We start from the raw sequence: 25,590 nt of genomic DNA on the forward strand, positions 1-25,590 counted from the left end.
TGCGCCTCCTTTGCTAGGGCTCTTTGTATAGAGTGACAGTTACCATTAGTTAATGTCACTCTTTAATACTCTAAGTGTAGACAGTCCTTAACCTTTCTTCATTTTCTTCTTGCATAGCCTTGATTGAGATCATTTATCATCTAAAACAAAAAAAGCTCGCCTGAGCGAGCTTTATAATGTGAACTGGTATGATTTTAACTTAGGCTACATCAAATTCTTCTTCAGAGTAATCATCATCGTATTCTGATTGATTGCTAGCGCTGCTGTGGAGGGTATAAAAGTGTTTTTTCCCTCTTGCCAGCCTGACATATTTTGCCCACGCTTTTTCAAGGTTATTCACTGCTTCAACTTTGCCATTGATGAATGCAACGAAATGTTGCTCATCTTCACTTTCTGGCGAAAGTTCACCGCTTTCAAGGCCTAATAAGGTCTTGCCATAGTTAGTTAAAAGATCTGCTTCAGTGATACTGAAGTCACCTGATTTACGAAAGCCATAGGGAAACTTTTGACGGTCAATATATGGTTTTGGAGATAGTCGAATAGCTAAACTTTTCATGTTGTACCCAACGTATTGTTTTGTTCAGCGCACTTTTAAAATAAATAAAAATGAAGATAAAACAAAAGATTTTTCTCTTATCAATAAAAAATTTTTTAACGGGTTAAAAAGTAACGGAGACTCAGAGGAATATTCTTGCAAATGGGCCTTTTTAGAAACTGTTCGCAAAAGATTTGTATTCTTTAAATGCATGAAAAATAAGAGTATATCCGAATTTTTTTAAAGGGTTGCTATTGTGGGCGTATTGTCACAAAAATGACATATGGATTAGCAAAACACGCATGTGAGAAAGCAGCAAAGATATCATCAAAAATTCTTGTCGCTACGATGATTAAAATTCGTTTTCTATTTTTCGGCTTAGGATGATAATTAAAAAGTGTTAACAACCCAGAGAAGTCAATGAGTAAAGACTATCGTTACCAGCGTGATGAATGGGACTCGGTAGAAGAGGAAGATCTTCACGCAAAGAAAACAAATTCTAAACGTCATAGCTCTGTAAAAGTAAAACAGAAGCGTGACTTGCAACGTCGTGAAAAGCAACGACGTTTGCATCAAGAAGAGTATTAATTAAGCGAGTTGATGAATTTTTAATTAAGCGCACCGGTTATAGTGGTGCGCTTCTGTGCATTTGTATTTACTTACCGTATTATCTATGTCAGTTTAGAGTCATATCAATTCGGTTGTAAATTAAGCATGGATATACGCTTTCTCACCACTTTTATAGAGGTGACAAAAACACGTCACTTCGGTAAAGCCGCTGAAAATCTCTACCTTACTCAATCTGCCGTTAGTGCTAGGATAAAGTTACTTGAAGAGTATTTTCACACGACGCTTTTTATTAGGCAGCGCAACAGTATCCAACTTACGCAGTCCGGAGAAAAGTTGCTTCCCTACGCTAAGCAATTATGCGCCACACTCAACGAAGCCAAACAAGAGCTGCAAATACAGTCATCTGAGTATGTAGTTTGTGGAGCGACACAGCTCGCCAGTGAATTGCTATTGCCTACAATGCTAAGCCATCTTCACAACTCATTTCCTGATTGGTCTGTAAAGGCAGAAGTCTTGACCCTAGATACTCTTTCCCGCCAACTGCACGAAAGAGTTACAGACCTCGCTTTTTCTACAGAGCCACTCAAATCTGAGGAAGTAAATAGCACAGTTTTGATGGAACATGAAATTGCACTCTATCGTGTTGGAAAGAATTCGGATGCTGTTAATGCCGCTGATTTTGTAGCAATTGACTGGGGTACTAAGGCTAGGGACTGGCTTCTTACCGCCTACCCGCAGCTTCGCGATGCAAAATTAAGGACCAATTCGTTAAATCTTGCTCTTAACAACTTACTTAGCGAAGGTGGGGTAGCCGTGCTACCCACTAATATAGAAAAACAGATACCAGCCAATGTTAACGTGACTAAAATTGCGACCCTTGAAAACGTATCATTGAAATTATACATACACAGTATGAAGCAAATACGGCGTGTTGGCCTTGACGAGATTATAGACAGCGTATCTACAGTAAGTTAAATGCAACCAATAGGTTTTGCGCGAGTGCCACTATATATGGCACATAAATGACAGAATTAAAAAGAGAGTACTATGTCCCAAATACATCCTTTACTAGAAAAAAACGCATTTCAGCGCTTAGAAGCTAGCTTGGAGACGATTAAATCCGAAAAAAAATTGTTTATCCTTAAAGATGAACACGGTTGTGTCATGCTAACCACTGACGAAGAAGATGGTGTGCCGGTTTGGCCAGACGCTGAACTTGCGCTTTTGTGGGCCACAGAAGATTGGGCACACTGTGAAGCAATGGAACTCACTACAGAAGAATTTTTAACTAAGTGGGTTCCAGGTATGACGCAAGACGAACTCATGGTTATTGTTTGTCCAGTTCCAGCTGAAGAAGGTGAGGTAATTTCACCACAAGAGTTTGCTGAGTACCTTTAATGTATTATTCAGGGCGCTGCAAGTTCAAAAGTTCCGGGTGATCTTAAGCACAGAGCTTGGGGTAGTCATTTAGTAACTAGGTAGAAACAATTGAGCGGTAGTGTAATCAACACGCCACTCGTTGTCTCTACAGCTCTTGTTATTAGATAACCCAAGGGAGGTGTTATGTTTACTGAACAACCCACAATGAACAGCTTATTTAGTCAACTCGGTCTAGGAAGTTCAGATGAAGAGATCGCAGAGTTTTTCGAAACTCATAGAGGGCTAAATAAAAGCCAGCACTTACACGAGGCGCCGTACTGGAATGAAAGCCAGTCCGCATTTCTCAAAGATGCTATCGTAGAAGATGCAGCATGGGCTGAGGTTATTGATCAGCTCAATGCAGAACTACACGAATAATACTATTTAGCAGGCATCTACCGCATTCGTGGCTTATTTCTAATTTTTTGAAAAAAGGCAGTATACGCTTTGTTACACCCAAACATTGATGATTTGTGGTTTGTCCCCTTAGGGGGGACAGGCGAAATTGGTATGAATCTGAATTTATACGGACACAATGGTCAATGGCTGATGGTAGATTGTGGAGTATCATTTGATGAACCCCTCGTCCCGGCGTACAAAAGCGACGATTCGGTTGGTGGCAGCACTTCGCCTAAGGGTGCTACGCATCGAGTAGTAGCGCCTGACCCAACTTTTATAGCGAAGCAGAAAGATTCATTGGCCGGCATTGTGATCACTCATGCTCATGAGGATCATGTGGGCGCTATCCCTTACCTCTGGGAACGGTTTCAAACGCCGATTTTCACTACCCCATTTACTGCTGAGGTACTAAGACGCAAGCTAGCTAGGAGCAAGCTTGCGAATCGAATCCCCATCGTTGAAGTAGACGCTGGTGACACTCGGCAAATAGGCCCTTTCAGCGTGAATTGGTTGGCTATTACACATTCTTTACCTGAGCCCTTCGCACTTAAAATTGAGACACCCGCAGGCACTGTTTTACACACTGCTGATTGGAAAATCGACGCTAACCCCATCACTGGATTGCCCTTTGATGTAGACCTTTACAAGCAGTTAGGTAATGAAAATATCCTTGCGTTAGTAGGCGACTCTACTAATGCACCTAAGCCTGGGTTTTCTATCTCTGAACGAAATTGTTATGACGGCTTACTCAGTACTATTTCCCCGCTTAAAGGCAGGGTGGTTGTGGGGTGCTTCGGCAGTAACATTGCAAGACTTGTTTCATTGGCTAGGGTTGCTAAAAAAACTAAGCGCTACATGGCGCTTTATGGACGTTCACTGTTAAACATGTACGGCATTGCAAAACAGCAGGGTATCTGGCCCGATGATTTACCGATAACCGACCCTCAACACTTGGGTTATTTGCCCCCTCATGAAGTTTTAGCAGTAGCAACGGGAAGTCAGGGCGAGAAAAATACAGCCTTAGCCCGCCTGGCTCGCGACAACCATCCACATTTAAGTTTGGACAAAGGCGATACTGTTATATTTTCATCCATAATTATCCCTGGTAACGAAGAGAGTGTAGGTCGTCTGAGTAAGGCGTTGTCGGCAAAAGGCGTTGCGGTGATTCATAGCGAGGACAGTTCCTTGCCTATTCATGCCAGTGGCCACCCTTGCGCAGAAGAGTTAAAACTTATGTATCACTGGGTAAAACCTAAAATTGCTATACCGGTGCATGGTGAGCATGAGCATTTACAGGCACATGCAGATATTGCTAAGGCGTGCGGGGTTAAGAAACACTACGTGGGACAAAATGGCGATTTATATCGGTTATCTCCTCAGCCCAGCATTCGCCGCCAAGTTGTTCCAGTGGGGCGGGTGCCAGTTCAACAAGACTAAACTTTTCGAAAAAAGTAGGGTAGAAAGAAAAAGTATTTGCATAATTTAATCATTCTTTAATCCTTTTAAGACTTACTTTTTGCGTTATTAAACTTCTTGTCGCTAGTGTAATTAGTTTATTAATATCAATGCGATACCAGTATCTTAAGGAAGTGTAAAAACCTTCTTTTGAAATTGCCCATGTTTCGAACATTCTGGTACACTTAATTGCATAATAAAAATTTAAATTATGCGAACAACTTGTGATGAAGTTTTTATCCTACCTGATTCTTTTGGTTTTTACTTTTTGTACTTATGCAGAAGCTTCTCCACGGCTTACCAATCCAGTTTTCCAATCGCTCTCGACAAAAAATGGTCTGCCACAAGATGTCGTTAACGACATTGCAATAAGTGATGATGGGTTTGTATGGATTGCCACAGAAGGTGGGTTAGTGCGCTGGGACGGCGTTAGAACAAAACGGATAACAGATTCATCTAACACGCTACTTGATTCGTCAGTTTACAGATTAGCGCTGCAAGGCTCTGAAGGACTTTGGTTTAGCATTTTCGGAAAAGGCAATTACTATCTAGATTTAGCTACTCAAAAAATCGTTCAAATAGAGCCTACGAGTTACTACGATATTGAAGGTGTGGTTCAACACGCCCAGACATTTCATTGGTACACCAAAAATAAATTGGTCATTGCGCTTCAAGAAGAAGTTCAGCTTTTCGATACTGAAAAAAATAAATTAACGAGTATTGCTAAGCTACCTACCGAGCTTTTAGAAAATAACCATATCATTCGCGCTGCTATTACTATCGACGATATTTTGTTGATAGCAACATCCAAAGGCGCTTATATAAAAAATATACACGATACAGAACAGCCGCTGGTTAGCCTAGATTACTTAGGTGAAACACCACAGAATATTGACAATATTAACGCAAAATTTCTGCTGTTGGATAAGCAAAATAGAGTATGGATTTCGACGGTGCTTGGCGTATTCGTCACACAGAAAGAAGACTTTTTAGCGCAAGTGAATGGCGTTAAAAGGAATGTATTTGAGCAGGTAGTTGCTGATAGGAATGTGTGGACTATGGTTCAGCACAAAGACAATGCGTTCTGGCTGGGAACTAATAAAGGCCTGTATCAACTAGTCAAATCTTCAGAAGGTTGGGAGAGCGAACACATTTTAGAGCCTAACAACGGGTTCACTGAAATCTCAAATAAAAAAATTTCAGCAATAGCGAAAGATGAAGCTGATAACTTGTGGATGAGTTCCGTCTACGCAGGCGCGTTATATTTTGGCGTTAAAAGTGCTGACATGTTTACTATTCAGAACGAGCGAGCGGCAGCAGACAGCACATTAACCAGTCATATAGTGTGGACCTTCGCGGAAACCGAGCCCAATAAAGTATGGATAGGTACTGACAATGGGCTAAATCATTATGACTTCACAACAAAAACATCTGACAAATTTCTTTATTCTGACAACAAAGTTTATGGTAAGGGAGTGGTAGATAAACTTATTCCGCTGCAAAACGGAAAGTTATTCGTAAGTACTTATGACGGCATCCGACTCTTCAACCCGAAAACAGAGGAATTGTCTCGCCCAGAAGTACTTAGTGGAGGAGATAATGCTGTCTTTGATACTTATGTCCCTGGCATGGTTCTATCTAATAACGATGTTTTATACTTTATTGGATATGAGGGCTTTTTTAAGTATGACGTAAATAATAAAGCAATCTCTCCACTTAATTTAGACTCACGAGTTTTCGACATCAATTTTTCTTATGGCTTTATAGGGCAGTCTTCCTATCACAATAATAGGTTGTTCTTGGCTACCAAAGGAGGCTTATGGTTAATAGACCCTGAGACTTCGCAGCATGAACTTGTTTATCGTTTCCCTGAGTCGCAGCGCGGAAACGAGCGCTCAATATCATCTTGGGTCATTGACGATATGGGCGTACTATGGCTTGCCTATAGTGGGGTCGGTTTAATTGGCGTCGATGCCGATACATTCGAACCCCTATACAATTTAAACGACACCAATATTCTGTTATCAAACATAGTTTACGGGCTTCAAAAAGATGAGTTTGGGAACATCTGGTTTAGCTCGCATAAAGGCCTTCACCGGTACGGTCCTTCCACTGCCCAAATCAAGAATTTTATATACGGTCGTGAGTTAAGTGTTTCTGAATTTAATCAAGGTGCTTCATTGAAGCTTAATGACGGAAGGCTCGCCTATGGCTCAACAAGTGGTGCTGTAGTATTTTCGGCCTCCCAGCTTGAAAGTTTAGATACAGAGAGGAGTTTACTTAGCAAACAAACGGCTATAACTGAAGTTGCCGTAGACAATCGCGTTCTTAGCCAGCCATTAAAAAACTTAAGTGGTCACCATTTTAATCTAGATTATGAAGACTATGGCTTAACCATTCACTTTTCTTCACTCGCGATGTCTGGAATAGGTAAAGTTAAATATTACTATAAGCTTCTTGATGGTGAGCGTGTAGTAACAGAAGGTGTTACCGACGATGCGAAAGTAACCTTTACTAATATTGAGCCTGAAGATTATGTGTTCACCGTGGCGCCGACGCCAGGTAGCTTCGAGTTTAACGTATTGCCGGCAGAAATAACGCTCTCCATGCCTTATGCTCCACTTCGTTCGCCACTGGCTTACTCCTTATATGCCACGCTTGTTTTTGGCCTTTTAGTGGCTTATTTGCTCTCTAGACAACGTCATTTGTTTAGGCTTCAGAAGGCGCAGCAACAGGTTACCCTATTTAGCGATGCGTTTAGACAAACTCGGGACTGGGTACTCATTTTTGATAAGAATAAGCGTTTGGTTGCCGCGAATCCCGCCTTCGAGCAAGTGTTTGGATTTAATAGCAGGGAGCCACTACCTAAACAGTTATCTCGTCTATACCTGCGTTATCCCAACCTTAATCGTCACCTTTCGGGCAAGTTGCCGGAAATGCAAGGCGGTGATTTTTGGAAAGATGAAACCGTTATTGATGGTGCTGACGGTAAGCGTTACGACGTTTTGATAGATATAACAGCGGTAAGTGGCGAAACTAATGACGCAGAACACTATCTGATTGTTATATCTGACATCACCGAGCAAAAAAATGCAGAACGCAAGCTGCTTAAAATTGCCACCTACGACAGCCTTACTGGTTTGGTCAACAGGACGTTATTACTCGATAGACTTGAGCACGCCATAGGGCTTGCGCGTCATCATGGGCATCGTGTAGCTGTGATGTTTGTCGACCTAGACAGATTTAAAGGCATTAATGATAGCCTTGGTCACGATTATGGTGACAAACTTTTGCGCATTGTTGCTAATAGAATGCGAAACCTGGTGGCAGAGTCGGGTACGGTTGCGCGTCTTGGTGGCGATGAGTTCGTGATTGTTATTGAAGAGGTGGGCGCCGACGATGATTTAAGTTCATTTGTAGCGCAAATTATTGAATCGGTAGAAACACCTATTTCATTGGCTGAAGAAGTGCTTCGTGTATCTTGTAGTATTGGTGTTGCTTTTTACCCAGAAGATGCGTCTGAACCAGCCGAGCTTATCAAGCAAGCTGATGTTGCTATGTACAGCGCTAAAAAAGATGCGTTGAGCGGTTTTACTTATTTTACAAGTGATATGAATGAGCGAGCAAAAACACGCTTGCAGATAGAAAACAAAGTAAAACGCGCTTATTCAGATGACTGCTTCTTTAATCACTACCAGCCCATCATAGATGCAAGAACTAATAAAACAATTGGGGTAGAACTACTGCTTCGAGGAAGATTAGACGAGGAGCCGCTATTCCCCGACCAGTTCATTCCAGTTTTAGAAGAGCTTAAATACATCATTGAAGTGACCCGGCAAGCCATGCGCCGCGCTGCTCAAGATTTGTCTTTGTGGTATGAAAGAGGCTTTGACGGTTATGTGTCAATAAACCTATCTGCCCTGCACTTTAAAACTGAGTTCGACTTAAGCGGGGTACTAAGCCTGTTAAGCGAGTTTGGTTTACCAAAAGAGGCATTTAGATTTGAGATCACGGAAGGCGTATTGATGGACGATAGCGATAATGCTTTACGGCAGATTGAGCGGTTCGTAAAAGAAGGCTTTGTGTTAGCGTTAGACGACTTCGGAACAGGATATTCATCGCTAAGCTATTTAAAACGCTACCCGTTATCGGTACTAAAAATTGATAAAAGCTTCGTTAATGAAATGGCACCGGGTAATGCCAACGAAGCCCTAGTAACAACGACCATAGCGCTTGCAACGAACTTAAAGATGAGTTGTGTTGCAGAAGGCGTTGAAACACAGGCGCAGGTTGACGAGCTTATTGGAAAGGCCTGTTACTTCCATCAAGGCTATTTTTACGCAAAGCCATGCACGGCAGATGAAATAGTGCCCATTCTGTTTAAAAACTGGGCTGAGTGACCGTATCTAGTTTCGGCTTATAGCGTTAAACAATCATAAAGAGTGAAAAGCCGAATGTATAAAAAAACTAAATTTAGCGCTCAAATTGTTGTTATTCATCGCAAATAATGTAAACGCTTGTTTAAAAAGCTTGTTTTTCAATAAAAAATAAGGCTTATTAGAAGTCTGTGAAATCATTGTAAAAATGAGCTACATTATAACAACATATGAGTGACTTATGCCGCTAGACATGACAGTAAACGCAAATACCACGGAAGTAATAACATCGCCATTAAGTATGTTGTACCACTGGGAAAAAGAACGTGGCAACGACGTATTTCTTACGCAGCCAATTAACGGTGAATATCACGACTACACTTGGAAACAAGTTGCGGAGCAAGCCCGAAAGGTGGCGGCACGTTTACGTGAGCTAGATTTCCCACAAGGCAGCCGTATTGGTATCTTTTCTAAAAACTGTGCAGAGTGGTTTATTGTCGACCTGGGCATAATGATGGCAGGTCACGTGTCGGTACCTATTTTCTCTACAGCCGGCCCTGATACGGTTCAGTATGTGCTGAAACACGCTGATGTACAGTTGCTGTTTGTAGGAAAGCTTGATAACACTGCTGAACAGGTAGCTTCAATTCCTTCAGAGTATCTTACTGTTGCCTTCCCTTATCCAAACATTGCTACCAAACAGCAGTGGAAAGAGTTCATGGATATAGCGCCAATTTCTGATTTGCCTGTACCTGACATGAACGACATGATGACAATTATCTACACATCAGGTAGTACGGGGCAGCCTAAAGGGGTAGTCCATAGCTATAATACGGCTTGTTGGGCAGCGCGACGTTCACTGGATCAGTTAGGCATCAACGAAAACGATCGCACTATGAGTTATCTGCCCCTTGCACATATTACAGAGCGCGTGCTTGTAGAACTTTCAAGCTACTATAGCGGTGGGAAAATTCATTTTGTGGAAGACTTAGCGACCTTCCAACGAGATGTAGGTCATTGCCAGCCTACGCTGTTTATTTCTGTGCCTCGCCTATGGACGAAGTTCCAAATGGGCGTATTAGCGAAAATGCCACAGAAAAAGCTAGATACCTTGCTCAAAATACCCTTCTTAAACAAAATCGTAGCCAAGAAAATCCGAAATGGCTTGGGTATAAATAATGCGCGCTTATGGGCGAGCGGTTCTGCACCATTGGCGCCAGCTGTTATCGAATGGTTTGCGAAAATCGGTATCTACATTTCCGAAGGGTGGGGGATGACTGAAAACAGTGCCTACGGTACTGGCAGTGTACCTTTCAGACATGACAAAATTGGTTGTATCGGTAAGCCTTATGATGGTGTCGATATTCGAACTTCTGAGGAAGGCGAAATTCAGGTCAAGTCGCCGTGCAACATGCTGGAATATTATCTAGAGCCTGATAAAACCGCTGAAGTTTTCACCGAAGACGGTTACTTGCGCACTGGCGACAAAGGCGTCATAGATAACGATGGCTACGTCAAAATTACCGGACGTTTGAAGGACATCTTTAAAACGGCAAAGGGTAAATACGTAACGCCTGCACCCATTGAAGCTAAATTTATGGAAAACCCTGTCGTTGAACAGGTGTGTGTAACGGGGACTAACTTACCTCAACCGGTTGCGCTTTTGGTATTAAGCGAAGAAGCGCAGAAGAAAGATAAAGCAAGCATTGAAGCGAGCCTTAAGAAAACCTTTGAAGCTATTAACGCTAAATTAGAGAGCCACCAGGTAATGGATCGCGTTGTAGTAATGAAAAACGAATGGAGTATTGAGAACGATTTACTTACCCCAACGCTAAAGGTTAAGCGCCACGTGCTAGAAGAGCGATTTGTTGACATTATACAAGGTAACTACAGCGATAAATTGGTATGGGTTGACGCGTAAGTTGCCTGTTTAGCTATATTTTTCTGACTAGATTAAAAAAGCTCTGTCCTTAGACAGAGCTTTTTTGTAGTAGCCTTATAAAAACAGTCAGGCGTTAAACAGGCTATTCCTTTCGCCCCTCAAGTCTTCACACAGCACTGTCTACTATGCGCACCCAATCCCAAAATCTAAGCCCAATACGCTATTAGAATGAGGCTTTATCGGGCCTAAGGGAAGTTTAAGAAGGGTAGCGTGCGCGTAAACCTTCGTACACCAAATCGCTAAACTCGGGCTTAGTCAAATCAAGTGCGTCCATGACTTCAACTAAGTGCTCATTGTCTTCGCGGCCCTCCCATACTTTAACGTATGTTCCTTCTTTGTAACCATTATCTTGACGGAAGAAGTTAAGAACATTTTTGCCAACATATTGCCGATACAACTCGTCAGCGGTCATTTCGCATTGGCTTACGATAAACATAAATAGTGGAACGCTGAATCGTTTAGCAGCGCACAGACCTGTCATTAATTCTAAATTATCAAGAAGGGACTGGTTAGATGCGTCGTAGTCTTTGCCATCGAAGGTTACTTGGGTATTGCCACTTGCCAGCTCAGACGCAATGCTTTTGGCAGACTCACTGATATCACCTCTATATTCAATAATGCAGGCACTCAGCGCAAAATGCCAAATATCAACCAGCTCCATTTGAAGCTGAGGCAAGTCTTTTTTCTGTGCTTTCCACCATTTCCAGCCGTGATGCTCAATGGCTTCAACTGACTCAACCATAGCTGCACGCAAGTATCCATATCCTGCATTTAGCCAGTCTGGGTTTACTTTGGCGTTCATTTTATCTTGAAGAGAAAGCATGGTGGCGAGTTGTTGGGCGGTTAACATTGTTGCTCCTGACCGTGAATGTGTAATGCATCTTTTAAAGGCGAAATTGTACTTGAATGACGATGAAGGAGAAACTGCTAAATTTTAGCCAATAATAGTGAAGCATCTTCTTTACTAAGTGCTTGCTTGTGGTGCACTTGCACCAGAGTAAAACCATGACTGATTAGTCATATTTTCGAAATAACTCTAACTTATTGAATTGTATGCATTATAAAGTTGGCATTCTACCTGCAAAACCTAAAGAGTTAACAGTGCTGCCCAGTAGCGCTAACGTGAATGAGTGCCAGGCAACGCTTATTCACGTTGTTACTGAGTAGACCGTAAACCTTACCCATACAGATTTTTCGTGTCCTGAGGTCTGTATGGGTTTTTTTTATCTAAAAAACGATACTCTTAGTTTTCTCGTACATCCGATACCTAGCTTTCTCCTATTACTTGTCACTGATTTGTTTGGATATGGTTGTTTATACCAATGCTTTAGTCCTTATTTTTATCTTCATAAGACATTTGCTTATCTATTTTTTTTGAGAAATAACTTAACTACTTGGCCTAATGCGATACACTTAATTGATAAGTTCGACGATGCGTGCATAGTCTTTATACAGAACCTAATTGCACGTTTTACAAAGGATTTTTCGATTGCTTGCGTTATATCCCTCTAACAAATTAGAACACTTGAGTTTTCTTCTCACCACGCTTTTACGTCAGCAACCCTTGGGGGTATTTACGCCAGAAACCATTCTGGTTGAAAGCCCAGGTATGCAACATTGGGTTAGTATGCAATTAGCCACTGAGCACGGCGTGGCGATGAATATTGACTACCCGCTGCCTGTACGCTTTATGTGGAATACGGCGCGCGCGGTACTAGGGCAAGATAAAGTACCCAAGCAATCTCCTTATCGTCGTGAAGTACTGACTTGGCGCATTGACAATATTCTTCAAGATGACTCACTGATGAACGGTGAAGCTTTTGAGCAAGTAAATAGATATTGGAAAAATGCTGGTAGTGAGCAAGAGCAGGGCCTTCAGCGTCTCCAGCTCGCTACTGCTTTAGCTGACGTGTACGAACAATACCTCTTATACCGCCCCGACTGGCTGTTTAAGTGGGAAGCGAATGAACGGGCTGTATTCGATGATATGGAATTATGGCAAAGCGAAATTTGGCGTATTCTTGCCAAAGAGGAACCGTTGCATCCTGCCCGTTTGCATCAAATGACTATAGAAGCGTTAGGGGCGTTAGAGGCAGGCGATATACCAAATGATCCCGTCAGTCATTTACCTAAGCGCGTTATTGTTTTTGCCATTAACACCATGGCGCCGCAACTAATAGCATTCTTTGACGCCCTCGCACAGCATATTGATATTCATATATTCCACCTAAACCCCAGCGTAAATTATTGGGGGGAAGCGAAAAGTAGTAGCGAACAAGCCAAGCTATTACGCTTGGAAGGGCTTAAAAAATGGATGGAAGAAGACCAGTCCAACCCACTACTTGGCAACTTAGGTAAGCAGGGCAGGGAGCTATTTAATCTACTTACCGAACTGGATACATTTGAGATAAGCGCTTTTGATTCGCCAGAATTTGACGAAGAGGTTGGAAACGGTGAGATAGAGCCTACCCGCGGTCTGCTGGACTATATCCACAGAGATATTTTACAAGCCGCTCAACCTGCGCCATTCACTAGCGAACTAAAACAAAATGATGATAGCGTTACTATCATGTGCACCCATTCCGCGCTTCGCGAGGTGCAAGTGTTGCACGACCACCTGCTCCATTGGTTATCCCAAGATAAAACGCGTACCCCTTCAGATATTCTTGTGATGTGCCCGGCGATTGAAAACTATGCGCCATTTGTTGATGCCGTATTTCACAGGGTGGGTACTAAAACCTTAGCTGGCACCGGGCAAGTTAGACTCCCCTGTACCATTGCAGATAGAAGCCCTATGGACGCAGAGCCTCTTATCGCGGCGTTTATGGCGCTTTTGCAGCTACCTGATAGCCGCTTTGGCGTATCGGATATTATGGATTACCTGCAGCTGGATTCTGTACAAAAACGATTTTCAGTGTCCCAAGACGACATAGAGCAAATGGTGGTGTGGCTAAAACAAGCCCATATCCATTGGGGTCTTAATAGTACCCATAAAACCGCCGTATCAGAGGGCGTTAAACTAGATGAAACGTACAGCTGGTGGTGGGGCATTCGTAGGCTGCTAATGGGCATGTTGGCGCAAGACGCCGAAGTGGTTGTGAGTGACCTACTTACTATTCCGGACGTTGAGGGGCAAAGTGCGCTAACCCTGGGTAAACTTATTGATATAGTGGCGATGCTCGGGGAATTCGCACAAGAGTTAACCGCTCCAAGAACACCAGAGCAGTGGTCTAAAGCGTTAATCGACCTTCGCGATGCGTGCTTTATGCCTATAAAAGAGCAGCAGCAAAGCTGGGATCTTATTGCTAACGTTGCAGCCGATCTTGCAGCACGATGCGAAGAAGCAGATTACCAGCATGAATTATCCTTGCGCCAAGTCCGCGACCTTTTACTGAATCGATTCTCATCACCAGACGCAGGTAACCACTTTATGACCGGTCAGGTCACGGTATGTTCAATGTTGCCAATGCGAAGTATACCGTTTAAAAAAGTGTGTATTCTTGGCCTAAACGACAGTGAGTTCCCAAGAAAATCGAGCCCGTTAGGCCTAGACTTAATGGCAGGTGCGAACCGTAGGGTTGGTGATCGTTCAAGGCGTCTAGAAGACAGATATTTATTCCTTGAAGCCATTATTTCAACGCGGGAAAGCCTGTACTTAAGCTACCAAGGCAACGATGTTACCAATAACAGTGAGCGCCAGCCTAGCCTGGTACTGGCTGAGTTTATGGACATGCTTGAAAATAGCTACGCTCTGGCCTTGTCTAGATATCGAGTACATGCGCCGCTTCACCCCTTTAGTGAAGAGGGATTTACTGGCCAATTGCCAAGCTACGAAACCGGTTGGCTTAGACTGGCCGATGCGCTACAGCATACAAAGTCACAGTCTGATAAGACAAGTGTTGATAGCAATGGTTCTGACCAACTAGCGATGCCTGAAGAGTCATCCAATGCGCTTTCAACACAGGAACTTCGACTATCAAATAGCCAAATCGCAAGAGCCTTTAAAGACCCTCTAGAGCACTTTTCTATACAAAGGCTAGGTGTAAATTTATCACAGTCATTTACGCTACTGGAAAACAGCGAGCCATTTGAAACCAATGCCTTGCTGCGCTACCAGGTGCTTGATGCCATCTTCTCATCACCTGAACGCAAAATGTCACAAGAACACGACTCAATGTCATACGGTGAACAGGTGATCACTTTTGCGTCACTTAGGGGCGATATTCCCAATAACCCCGTTGCTAGAGATGAAGTTGAAATGTGGAAAGAAGGGGCTTTGGCATTAAGTCAGGCTATGGGGCCCCATGATGCTGAACCTGTAAAGGCGCAGTTCCAAGGTAAATTCATTACCTTTACCACAGCTGCCCTCATTAGTAGCGACGCGTTAGTAGAGCTTTGTGCCGGTAAAATAGACGCCCACCGCGCTCTGAGCTTTTTCATCTCTCAATTGATATTTTCATGCAGTGATGACGCAACAAAATACAGCAGTTATCCATTGGATATCTATTCGTGTTCATGGGAAAAGGGCGAAACGGTATTGAAAAAGCAGCGTTTCCCTTCTTATGGCCGAGAAACTGCGGTGCGGTTACTCTTGTTTATAGAACAGCTTTACATGGCTGTTTATACGGCGCCAACGCCAGTGCATTTAAGCTTGTTTGGCACCTTTATGCCCGGCACAAGAAACTCAGAGACTAAGCCCGTAGTTGAAAGCATAAAACCGGATATGTTTGACGATATCCTGCATGCACTGCTGCGTAGTACCGATATTACAAGTGAAACTGATAAAGCCATTCTTGAACAAATTCAACAGGTAATTGACGAAGTCTGCCCGTTTGCTGAGAAAGATAGAGACACTAGCGAAATAGTAAATGACAGAAACGAAAAAGCGAAACAGATAGTTGGTCAATCTGCCGCACTTTTTGACACAATTGAACTACAGCGTGCACTAACCGATTGGCAGCAAAGTAACGGGCAGTTCAGTGCGAATATGGCAAGCAATCCTTACCTCAACTGGCTATACCCGCAAGGTGTAAGCTGGAACGATGTCCCGCACTTGTGTGCCTTCGTACTTTTTTCCATGGTCAATAATGCGTCTCAGGAGGAGAAGTTATGAGTCAGAATTCTGTATCCTCTGAAAATTACGAGTACGAGCGAGCCCATATCGAAGCGCAATTGCTTGACGTAGTGGCCATGCCGCTAAAGGGTCGGCACCTTATTGAAGCGAGCGCTGGTACAGGTAAAACCTTTAACATTACGCGTTTGTACCTACGCTTGCTGTTAGAAAAAAAGCTTAATGTTAAAGAAATATTGGTGATGACCTTCACTAAAGCCGCTACCGAAGAAATTAAGGGGCGGATTGCGGCCACGCTAAGAGAGGCATTGCTTATTTGGCAGCAAGCCAAAGACAACGGCAACGAAATAGACGCTAGCTGCGACCCGGTTTATCAGAACTTGTTTAATAGCTGCGATCCAGATGAGAGTTTAGCCCTGTTAAAGGCAGCGCAGCTGGAGCTCGATGAGGCGTCGGTGTTCACTATCCACGGTTTTTGTCAGCACGTTATTACTCAGCTGGCGTTCAACAGTGGCTTTGCTATGTCGCTCAACTTAGGCAACGATACTAGCGATTTATATCTTCAGGCTGCCGAAGATTTCATTCGAAAAATAAGTAAAAGCGAGAACGATTTCAGGCTGTTGGCAGAGTCTGGTTGGCACACACCTGAAAACCTGCTGCGTGAATTTAACGCCAGCATAAAAAGTACTCTGACCCCATTAATGCTAACTGAGGACGACATTGAAGCTGCTTTTAACAAACAGCTGAATGACGCGCCAAACACGTCTTTAGCCTATGTGAAATCTTTACTGCAAAGTGTGGAAGAAAACGAAGGGTTAATCGTAGAGCAACTTATTAAAACGCCGGCGCATAAAAAAGAAAGACCCCAAGAATTGGCTGCGCTTAAAGCGTGGTTAGGCTCTTGCGTAAGTAAGCAGCAGTATTATCTCGCACCACCAGAAGCAGAGGCTTTTGTTAAGGGGAATCGATATGCTCGGAACTCTTCAGGCGTAAAAGAGATTTTAACGCCAATTAAGGAATTTGCTGGTGCGCTTAAAAAAGCCTTTGTCGAGAAAGATAAAGCACTCGGTAAAATACCTGTTTTCAGGTTGGTTATCGAAGCTATTGCTTTTATCAAAGAGCGAGTTGAAAAGCAGAAAAAGCAGCTGGGTGTTATCGACTTTGACGACCTTATACGCATGTTAGCTGATGAGGTTATAAAGCCAAACAATACCCTCGTGCCAGAACTTCGCAAGAAGTTTCCCGTCGCGCTAATCGATGAGTTTCAGGACACCGATGCTAAGCAATACGCTATTCTAGATTCGGTTTATCCTAATTTAGCTGAAGCTGATGAAAGTGCGCTACTAATGATAGGCGACCCGAAACAGGCTATTTATCGCTTTCGTGGCGGTGATATTTTTACCTATTTAAAAGCGGGTAGGCAGGCTGATTACCGCTGGGTGATGAACACCAACTGGCGTTCAGTGGAAGGTATGGTAAGGGCCTACAATCGACTATTCTATGGTGCGCCAGTGGCATCAGGCGCGCCCACTGATGTATTTGGCTTTGGCATTAACTACAACCCTGTTGAATTTACCCCTAAAGCCGCAGCTGCTAGAACACCTCTGGTAGACCCCGCAGAAGATCATAGTGTACCGAAACGCAGTGCAATGAATTACGTGAGCATGTGTTTAGAGGAGAAAGAAAACACTAACATTATGCGGCGTAAAATGGCGCAGTGGATTGCGCAAGAGATTTATCGCTTGTTGAATGAAGCGCATTTTAAAGCGGCAGACGGTCACACTACGCCAGTAAAGCCCCAAGATATCGCCATTCTGGTCAAAGACAGGACCGAAGCAGGCGCTATCAAAAATGTATTACAGCAAAAAGGGCTGGCCTGCGTTTATTTAAGCGACCGCAGTAATCTATTTGCCAGTGCTGAGGCGAAAGACGTGCTTAGGCTGCTTAATGGCATTTGGCATGCGAATGACACCAGTAAAGTAGCGTCCAGTTTGGCATCTCCGCTTTGGGGCTATAGCGCAAACACCCTTATCGAACTGCTTTATCACGAAGATGACGCGCAGTGGGATGCCGCTATCGATAAAGTACTGTCGCTGCGCGAGATGTGGCTGCAAAAAGGTTGTATGAGTGTACTGCTGCACTTAATGCAAGACAGTTATCAACCCCATGCCGACAGTGTAGAGCGGGCATTAACCAACTATCAGCATTTAGCAGAAGTACTGGAAAAAGCTAGCACTACACATCAGCGCCCTGAACAACTGCTGGATTGGTTGAATAAGCAAATCCACAAGCCGGAAAGTGACGAAGAGCTAACGCTTCGCCTTGAGAGTGATAGTCAGCTTATTCGTCTTATTACTCAGCATGGCTCAAAAGGCCTTGAGTATCCAATCGTTTTTGTACCCTATGCCACGGGTTATAAAGACGCGTCAAAAAATGGAAAGGCAACATCGCAAATCTTTACCTATTACGACGAAGAGAAGCAAGACTTGCAGATGCAGTTGGGGCAAACGCCACAAGCGATAGCTCGGGTTCAACGTGAAAGCGAAGCGGAAGATATGCGCTTGGCCTATGTGGCGGTAACCCGTGCAGCGCACCGCTGTTATATGGGGGTTGTACCTCTTGCCAACAATGAAAAAAGCGCACTGGCACGAGCCTTAGGCGTAAGTGGGGATAGCGGCAACAACGATTGGCCAAGTGTATTAAGCAGGGTCGCCGCAGAAGATGCGTCTCATGCAAGCCACATCAATGGCGACGATTTCGAAGACGTGTATTCAGGCTTTGAGCAAGAAGACGAGCTGCCACAGCTTAGCGCGTTGCAATTTACCGGCACAGCGAGTGAAGAATGGCGGCTGTATTCATTTTCAGCGCTGAGCCGTTTAACTACGGTGAGTACGAGCGTAAACACAACACCAGTAGAAGCTTCAGGTCAAGTACTTCCAAGTGTGCCCGTACTTCAAACCATTCGTGACGAAGAGGTGTACGCGACGGATTCACTTGTGGGGGGAGAAGAGCTGTTAGGCTCAAGTAATGCAGATCCTTCTTTAAGCACTATAACTACAATCAGTAAAAGTGACTTGCGTTTTACGTTGGAAAAAGGTGCAAGCGCAGGTAACTTGCTTCACGATATTCTTGAGAACAGTGATTTTAGTGCGCCCGAATGGGAAGAAACTGGCAAAGAGCTTGTTAAGCGCTTTGGCCTAGATGAAAAGCGCACGCCACTACTTTACGAGTGGCTTGAAGAAACGTTACAGACGCCCTTGTATCCTAAAATGCAACTAAGCATGAGTGATTTACCGTTAGCACAAACCCTGCGCGAAGCAGAGTTCTACTTTCCCATGAACGATACGCAATGGGCTCAGCTTCGCGATGTTCTTGCTCGCCACCGCCAAGTGGTAGCTGACGCCATTGGCGGTAAGGCTGAAGCCGCGCCTCAGCTAATTACAACGAAATTGCAGGGAATGATGCACGGTTTCATCGACTTGATTTTTGAACATGATGGTCAGTTTTTTGTAGCGGACTACAAATCAACTTGGCTTGGAGATACCTTAGATAGTTACTTACCCGCTGCGCTGTTTCACAATAATCAGCACCACCTATACGATCTTCAATACTTAATTTACTGCTTGGCGTTACATCGCTATTTAAAAAATACCCTGCCTGATTACGACCCTGATGTTCATTTCGGCGGTGTGTATTACCTATACTTACGCGGCATGCACCCAGAGAACGAACGGGGGGAAGGGGTGTTTTATACCGATATTCCTTCGTCTTTGCTCATGCAAATAGATTCAATATTTGAAAGTGGTGCCAATAGTCAGCAAAGCGACAATTTGAAAAGTGCAGGCACTACTCAACAGCCTTCAGAACAGCAGCAGTTTAGTTTCGATGACAAGTAGTGGCATCAAGGACAATATAGTTAGGAAAATAATGAACAACAATCAACATTCTGTATCGTCGTTTTTCGATAACTTGTTTGGCATCGAAGCTATCGACAAATTTGTCGCAAAAGAATTTGGCTTTATTGATGAACTCGCACAAGAAGAGAGGTTTATCTGGGCTGGAGTACTGGCGTATTTGTCATATATGCAGCGTAATGGGCATAGCTGTATCTATCTTAAAGAAGTAGCTGGAACAACCCTGTTTAAGGAAGACGACACCGGGCATACCGTTGGTTCGATGACCGAAGCGCAAGAAAGCGAAAGTGCATCATCTATTCACAATTCCCAAGCGGTCATTTATCAACAAGAACCAGAAAAACAAGAGCCAGAACAAGCCCTTAAGACAGGTTTAGTACTACCTCAACTTACGGCTTTACTAAAAATTGTAAAAAGCGCTTTGGAGAACGAACAAGTTGCTCAGCTATTTGTTTATGAAAACGGCAGGCTGTATAGCCGTCGTTATTATGAGTTTGAACAAGAGGTAGCGCGAGACATAGTGAAGCGAGCGGCGCTTACGCCGTTAACAGAAGACGCAAATGATAAAGTAAAGCAGCTGTGGCCCGCTATATTCCCTACCGAAACTACAGATAAACAAGATTGGCAGCAAATTGCTGTTGCTAAAAGCTTGATGCAGGGGTTTTGTGTCATAAACGGTGGGCCTGGAACGGGTAAAACCTATACCGTGTTACGTCTATTACTAGCGCTACAGGCGTGTGACAAAGACCTAAATATTGTATTGGCTGCCCCCACCGGTAAAGCGCAGCAACGTATGACCGAGTCTATCGTTAACAGCATTGAAGGGCTTCGCGGCAAGGTGGATGATGCAGCACTTGATAATGTGCCTACTGATGCTGTAACGCTGCATAGATTGTTAGGATTGCGAGAATACGGTGTATCGACCAAATACAATCAGCACAATCAATTAGCCGCTGATGTGCTTATCGTCGATGAGGCAAGTATGGTCGACCTAGCGTTAATGACGCGCATTGTTCGCGCATTGCCAGATCATGCACGACTGTATTTTATCGGTGATGCCGACCAGCTTCCAGCCGTTGAACTTGGCAATGTGTTAGAGCAGCTAGTTAGTAACACGACACGCTTTGACGTAGAAGAGAATGCATCGCCGAGCGACGAAAGTAGCTTACACATTGATAGCGACCCACTTTCATTGGGGGGCGTACCCTCGTTAATGCGCCAGAATATCGCTACGCTGTGCCCTCATCTTCCTATGTTACCTGTTAATGAGCAAGCCAAAAGCTACGTGGCAACACTGCAGGCACCGCAGCGTTTCAAAGGCCAAGTAGCAAAAGTAGCAACGGCAATCCAGAAAGGGGATGCTGGTGGAGCGATCGCTGCCATCGCCGAAGAAAGCGATGAAAGTAGTAAAACCGCAAACCTAGCGGCTTATACAAAAACACGTTTAAAAGAAGGCGTGCATTTATGGTCAGAAGATAAAGTTGGCAGTCGTGATTTACATGAGTTCGCTAAAGAAAGTTTCTTTCCCATATTTGATGCCGATAGTGCTGAAGAAGCGCTTAACCGCCTAAACTATGTTAGGTGGCTCACACCGGTTCGCAAGGGTGCAATGGGAGTAGAGGGCCTAAATAGCTTGGTGTTCGATGCCATCAAGCACAAAATTAAAAAGCGAGAAGGGCACTTCTATCAAGGTCAGCCCATAATGATTGTAAAGAATCATCATCCACAGCGGCTATCTAACGGTGAAGTAGGCGTAATCTGGCCTGATAGCACGGGTAAGCTGTATGCATGGTTTTATCAAGACGCCAAAGGTGCAGACCAACAAGCCTCACCAAGTACGGTCGAGAATGCTACTGGCGTACAAAACCAAATGCAAAAACAAGCGCTACGCAGCATATCGTTATCTAGAGTGCCGCAGTTTGAAACCGTATATGCCATGACCATTCATAAATCCCAGGGCTCTGAATTTAACCACGTTGTACTTATACTGCCCAAGCCCGATAGTGAGAAAGCCGCCAACCTATTTCATCGGGGGCTAGTGTATACCGGCTTAACCCGAGCCAAAGATGGTTGTTTGATCATTTCAGACAATACGACATTTAGCCACATGGTTCAGCGAGTAGATAAGCGCTATTCAGGGCTGTCAGAAGCAATCAGCCTGCACTTAAAGAGCACATCAAACGCCACCGCAGAAATCGAGTAGATGAAAATGTACTCTGACCCCCCAAATTGTGGGGTCAGAGTACATTTCTGCATTGTTATTTCACAGGCGTAAAAAGACACAGGCCGTGTTTGTTGATTTCGATAGGGGTTTTGCTGATTAGATAAATACGGGTGGGGGCAGTAACACGCAAAATGCCGCCTTCAGCGTTTAAAAACTGTGAAGGAAAAAGCACAGAAATGTCGTCATTTTCTAGGCGGTTAGTTTCGGCTTTTATGGAGAAGTGCGACAAGCCGAAGTGATCTAGCCAACCCAATATATTATTGGGTGTCGCAACAAAATGATCGTGCTTTAAAAAGCTGCTGTGTAATGTAATGTTCGCACCGAAAACAGGTTTGTTTTCTATCGCCATCTGCGTATTCGGCTTTATATGCAGCCGATATAGCCCATGTGACTCCGGCACAATATCATCATTTGCATCTGTATTATTCACTAGCGTTAGCATACAAAGTTTCACGAGGTAATTCTGATGACTTTATTGTGGAGGAGTTACGTTTTTCCTGCGTTGATGTGGATCAAGCGGAAGCAATGCTAGTCTAAAGCGTTTACAACTGCGCCAATATAGAGGTATGAACAAGTGATTGTTCACAAGACAGCAGACTCAATGAGGTTTTCTAAGGTATTATTAGCTTTGGCTTGTGACGACCTAGCGGTAGCTTGAGGTAATCGCGACTATGCTAACGCAGTTTAGATATCTTACAAAAGGAGCAAGTGCTCATGGAATTGAATCAAGTTACACTGCCTGTTACCAATATGACTGAAGCGGTTGAGTTTTATCTTACACTTGGGTTCACCCAAATTGTTGATACACCACATTACGCAAGGTTTACTTGCCCTGAAGGCAGCTCTACGTTTTCACTCTCTTTAGAAAGCGAAAGCGTACAAAATCACAGCGTGATTTATTTTGAGCATGAAGCGTTAGACGAGCTATATACATCGCTCGTAGAAAAGGGTATTCATTTTGAGCAGGCGCCAACCGAACAACGCTACCTTTGGAAAGAAGCTATTTTAAACGACCCATCTGGCAATAAAATAAAGCTTTATTGGGCGGGGGAGAACAGAGTAAACCCGCCTTGGAAAGTAGACATTAAGCGGTAACCGTTAAAATTAAAAACCCGAGATAACCAGTGACAAAAAACCAAATAAGCGTGTACTTTCGCTTAACAAAGTTAGATGCCATGCAGGCCTATACGCTAAAAAGAGAAATTAATGGCGCTTATTTTATCAAGCGCGAAGGAAATGTTGATGATCAAGAGATTGATGTTTTTGTCGGTATGGTACCTTTAAAAGAAACGCTGTTCGACGAACTCAACGACTATGTTATACGCCAGCAAATTCAGTACGATGACTGTGATATTTTTGTAGAAGCGAAAAATGCTAATGGGGATATCGCCGTACCAAGAGTAGTAAACAAACTGTTGAAGTATATAGACTGTAAGCTTACATATGCCCTAACTAACTAGGCTTGAGTAAAGATAGTGCGAAGTGCGGTATTAAGCCTGTTCATACACCCGATTTCAGTGTGAAGCGCCAAGGTAGGCTTGTATCATCCCGTGTGGCATGCGCTTCGCTTTTATCGTCTTTTCTATCTTCGTTTTTATCTTCTCTGGCGTAATCTATGCCTATGCGGGGTGCGCTGGTAATACTTTTGGCGGCGTTAAATTCGGCGTTGCTCTCAAACCAGATAGTATTGTTGTTTACAACGGGTTCGCCATTTAGCGCTGGTGTTAACGCTAAAGCTTGCGATAGCTTCGCTGGGCCAGAGCACAAGTTACGCACGGCAACGTTTGACCCTCGTCGTTTCTGCATTATATCTAAGCCCACGGTAGGACTGATTGCTCGGATAAGCACAGAATCAGTATAGCCCACCTCGTTAGTGACAATATTGAACATGCTGTGGTAACCGTAAACCTTATAGATGTAGGCTATGCCGCCCTTTTTCTTAAGCGTTGTTACAGATGAGGGCCGGCGCAATAGGTGTTTTTGCATGGCGAGATCCCGTTCACCGCAATAAGCTTCAGTTTCTGTGATCATTCCTCCGGTGAGTTTACCACCGACCCTACTAAAGAGAAAATTGCCAACGAGTGACCTAGCAATGTTGACCACATCACTGTCAGTGAAAAAAGAAAGCTGTATATTTTTCAAAGTAGATTGAAAAGTAAGTTAAGACGACTTTTTGATTTCGCTGTGAGATTTTAAAACCTTACTGCCGTCGTCTTGTTCAATAAGATAGGCTGGGTCACTATCGCTCGCTTCACGCTTTACCGATGAACCTTTAATAGTGCGTTCAACATCGCTAGTGAATTTCTCTCTTATATTGCCTGTGGCACTGCCATTACCCCATTCCCATTCAACTTCTGTATTTACCGCGTAGTGCTTCATCATCATTCCCTGTTGCGTTAGTTTTACTACTTACACAGTGTTAAACGGTGAAAATAGCCGCTTAGTTCATAGAGCAACACGGCAAAAAAGAAGAAACGTAAAGGTAAAGCCAAGTAAGGTACAGGGAACTAAGGCATGGTGACTAAGGTAAAAAGAGCTAATAAACAAAGCTTGAAACCCTAAGAAAGCGTTTCAAGCTGCTTTTGTTTGGGCACTTGTTTCTGAGTAGCAGAACTTCCAGCGGTAGCTATGACCACTAAAGCTACTGCAAGCCACTGAGTCAGTGTAAGGGTTTCATCAATAATGACAAATGCTGCTACCGCTGCAACAGCCGGCTCTACACTCATCATTATGCTAAAAGTTTGCTTGGGCATATTGCGCATTGCACTCATTTCTAAGGTGTAGGGAATAGCGGATGAAAAAATCCCTACGGCGCTGCCTATGAGGACCGCCTCTGAAGATAATAAAGCACTGCCTTGACTCACTATACCAATAGGGACCACACAGATGGCGGCTACTAGCATACCTAAGGTAACCGTAACGCCGCCTGAACCTTCATTGCCTGTTTTATTACCAAACACAATGTAGCCGGCCCAAAAAGCTCCTGCGGTTAGCGCTAGCATTACGCCGATAGGCTCTAGGCTTTCTGCTGATGCACCGAAAATATCCGGTAGCAGTAAACAAACGCCAACAACGGCCAAAATGGCCCACGCAAAATCACGTTTTTTTCTTGCGCTAAAAAAGGCCACCGCCAATGGTCCTGTGAATTCAAGCGCAACGCCTATACCTAAAGGAATACGCGCAATGGCAAGGTAGAAGATGATATTCATTGCCCCTAAACAGGCGCCATAAATAATGACGTTTCGCCATCCTTTCGCACTTAAGCTTGCTTTCCAAGGTTTAAAAATTACTGTTAACACCAGGGCTGCGAAGAATGCGCGCAGGGCGCTTGTACCTTCAGGCCCCACGATAGGAAAAAGTTGTTTGGCAAATGATGCTCCCGATTGGATAGTTATCATGGCCAAAAGCACTGCGAGTATGGCAAGTAAAAAACGTCGATTCACAATGTATTGCAGTTTCAAAGAGTTAAAACAGGATTATATTTGTTCTGAAGTCGAAATGCTCGTTGATAAGCGGGAAAATTCGAAAAACTAGGTTTTATAACAGCTTAAACTACAGCTTTACCAAGGCGTTTATATCTTCTTGAAAAACAACTTATTTCACTTTCCGCGTGATAAACGAGTTGTTTATTTTCGACAAAGCAAAGTAGTGGCGTAATATACGTTTATTATACGGGTAACATAAT

At 43.7% G+C, this 25,590-nt stretch carries 18 protein-coding genes; 12 read left to right on the plus strand and 6 right to left on the minus strand.

What is annotated here, in order from left to right; translation table 11 throughout:
* Positions 1 to 199: 199 nt before the first annotated feature.
* A complete protein-coding gene (locus ACYX4N_RS09865; protein ID WP_474856956.1) occupies positions 200 to 556 on the minus strand; it encodes a MaoP family protein in 357 nt (118 codons plus the stop codon).
* A gap of 399 nt (positions 557 to 955) precedes the next feature.
* On the opposite strand from ACYX4N_RS09865, the gene ACYX4N_RS09870 reads away from it, so the two are divergent.
* The 7 genes from ACYX4N_RS09870 (at position 956) to ACYX4N_RS09900 (ending at position 10,675) form a co-directional block, all read left to right on the plus strand.
* Positions 956 to 1,123, plus strand: coding sequence for a hypothetical protein (locus ACYX4N_RS09870; RefSeq protein WP_474806263.1), 168 nt, complete (start codon positions 956 to 958; stop codon positions 1,121 to 1,123).
* A 126-nt stretch (positions 1,124 to 1,249) separates the two neighbouring features.
* The gene (locus ACYX4N_RS09875; protein WP_474856955.1) at positions 1,250 to 2,080 is read left to right on the plus strand and encodes a LysR family transcriptional regulator; all 831 of its coding nucleotides are present in this window, start codon (positions 1,250 to 1,252) and stop codon (positions 2,078 to 2,080) included.
* 72 nt (positions 2,081 to 2,152) lie between these two features.
* Entirely contained in the window at positions 2,153 to 2,503 is a 351-nt protein-coding gene (locus ACYX4N_RS09880; RefSeq protein WP_474806266.1) for a DUF2750 domain-containing protein, read from the plus strand.
* A gap of 165 nt (positions 2,504 to 2,668) precedes the next feature.
* Entirely contained in the window at positions 2,669 to 2,902 is a 234-nt protein-coding gene (locus tag ACYX4N_RS09885) for a DUF2789 domain-containing protein (RefSeq protein ID WP_014949810.1), read from the plus strand.
* Positions 2,903 to 2,971: 69 nt separating this feature from the next.
* Positions 2,972 to 4,360 (plus strand): ribonuclease J, encoded by a 1,389-nt coding sequence (locus tag ACYX4N_RS09890; RefSeq protein WP_476053896.1) that lies wholly within the window; start codon positions 2,972 to 2,974, stop codon positions 4,358 to 4,360.
* A 245-nt stretch (positions 4,361 to 4,605) separates the two neighbouring features.
* Positions 4,606 to 8,778 (plus strand): EAL domain-containing protein, encoded by a 4,173-nt coding sequence (locus tag ACYX4N_RS09895; RefSeq protein WP_476053897.1) that lies wholly within the window; start codon positions 4,606 to 4,608, stop codon positions 8,776 to 8,778.
* A 217-nt stretch (positions 8,779 to 8,995) separates the two neighbouring features.
* Entirely contained in the window at positions 8,996 to 10,675 is a 1,680-nt protein-coding gene (locus ACYX4N_RS09900) for an AMP-binding protein (protein WP_476053898.1), read from the plus strand.
* A 217-nt stretch (positions 10,676 to 10,892) separates the two neighbouring features.
* Here the strand turns inward: ACYX4N_RS09900 and ACYX4N_RS09905 are convergent, their stop codons facing one another.
* The gene (locus ACYX4N_RS09905) at positions 10,893 to 11,546 is read right to left on the minus strand and encodes a dUTP diphosphatase (protein ID WP_476053899.1); all 654 of its coding nucleotides are present in this window, start codon (positions 11,544 to 11,546) and stop codon (positions 10,893 to 10,895) included.
* A gap of 639 nt (positions 11,547 to 12,185) precedes the next feature.
* On the opposite strand from ACYX4N_RS09905, the gene recC reads away from it, so the two are divergent.
* From recC to recD, 3 genes are read left to right on the plus strand one after another with little or no spacing between them, the layout of a single operon-like run.
* Positions 12,186 to 15,809: an exodeoxyribonuclease V subunit gamma gene (recC, locus tag ACYX4N_RS09910; RefSeq protein WP_476053900.1), complete on the plus strand. Its 3,624-nt coding sequence runs from the start codon at positions 12,186 to 12,188 to the stop codon at positions 15,807 to 15,809.
* A complete protein-coding gene (gene recB, locus ACYX4N_RS09915) occupies positions 15,806 to 19,663 on the plus strand; it encodes an exodeoxyribonuclease V subunit beta (protein WP_476053902.1) in 3,858 nt (1,285 codons plus the stop codon). Before recC ends, recB begins: the two co-directional genes overlap by 4 nt.
* Positions 19,664 to 19,694: 31 nt before the next feature.
* A complete protein-coding gene (gene recD / locus ACYX4N_RS09920; protein WP_476053903.1) occupies positions 19,695 to 21,884 on the plus strand; it encodes an exodeoxyribonuclease V subunit alpha in 2,190 nt (729 codons plus the stop codon).
* Positions 21,885 to 21,939: 55 nt separating this feature from the next.
* On the opposite strand, the gene ACYX4N_RS09925 is transcribed toward recD, so the two are convergent.
* On the minus strand, positions 21,940 to 22,335 hold the full coding sequence (locus ACYX4N_RS09925) for a hypothetical protein (protein ID WP_474806277.1): 396 nt from the start codon (positions 22,333 to 22,335) through the stop codon (positions 21,940 to 21,942).
* A 284-nt stretch (positions 22,336 to 22,619) separates the two neighbouring features.
* Between ACYX4N_RS09925 and ACYX4N_RS09930 the strand changes: the two genes are divergently transcribed.
* Together ACYX4N_RS09930 and ACYX4N_RS09935 are read left to right on the plus strand one after the other, a co-directional pair.
* The gene (locus ACYX4N_RS09930) at positions 22,620 to 23,000 is read left to right on the plus strand and encodes a VOC family protein (RefSeq protein WP_476053904.1); all 381 of its coding nucleotides are present in this window, start codon (positions 22,620 to 22,622) and stop codon (positions 22,998 to 23,000) included.
* A 29-nt stretch (positions 23,001 to 23,029) separates the two neighbouring features.
* Positions 23,030 to 23,365 (plus strand): hypothetical protein, encoded by a 336-nt coding sequence (locus ACYX4N_RS09935; protein WP_474856946.1) that lies wholly within the window; start codon positions 23,030 to 23,032, stop codon positions 23,363 to 23,365.
* A 40-nt stretch (positions 23,366 to 23,405) separates the two neighbouring features.
* Here the strand turns inward: ACYX4N_RS09935 and ACYX4N_RS09940 are convergent, their stop codons facing one another.
* The 3 genes from ACYX4N_RS09940 to ACYX4N_RS09950 all read right to left on the minus strand — a co-directional run bounded on the left by ACYX4N_RS09940 (position 23,406) and on the right by ACYX4N_RS09950 (position 25,348).
* Positions 23,406 to 24,047 carry a DNA-3-methyladenine glycosylase gene (locus ACYX4N_RS09940; protein WP_476053905.1) on the minus strand — a complete coding sequence of 214 codons (642 nt, stop codon included), beginning with the start codon at positions 24,045 to 24,047 and terminating at the stop codon, positions 23,406 to 23,408.
* 18 nt (positions 24,048 to 24,065) lie between these two features.
* Positions 24,066 to 24,290: a hypervirulence associated TUDOR domain-containing protein gene (locus tag ACYX4N_RS09945; RefSeq protein ID WP_334059984.1), complete on the minus strand. Its 225-nt coding sequence runs from the start codon at positions 24,288 to 24,290 to the stop codon at positions 24,066 to 24,068.
* Between the two features lie 173 nt (positions 24,291 to 24,463).
* Positions 24,464 to 25,348 carry an EamA family transporter gene (locus ACYX4N_RS09950; protein ID WP_476053906.1) on the minus strand — a complete coding sequence of 295 codons (885 nt, stop codon included), beginning with the start codon at positions 25,346 to 25,348 and terminating at the stop codon, positions 24,464 to 24,466.
* Positions 25,349 to 25,590 lie beyond the last annotated feature (242 nt).

It is taken from the genome of Alteromonas sp. ABH4_452 (assembly GCF_056311825.1).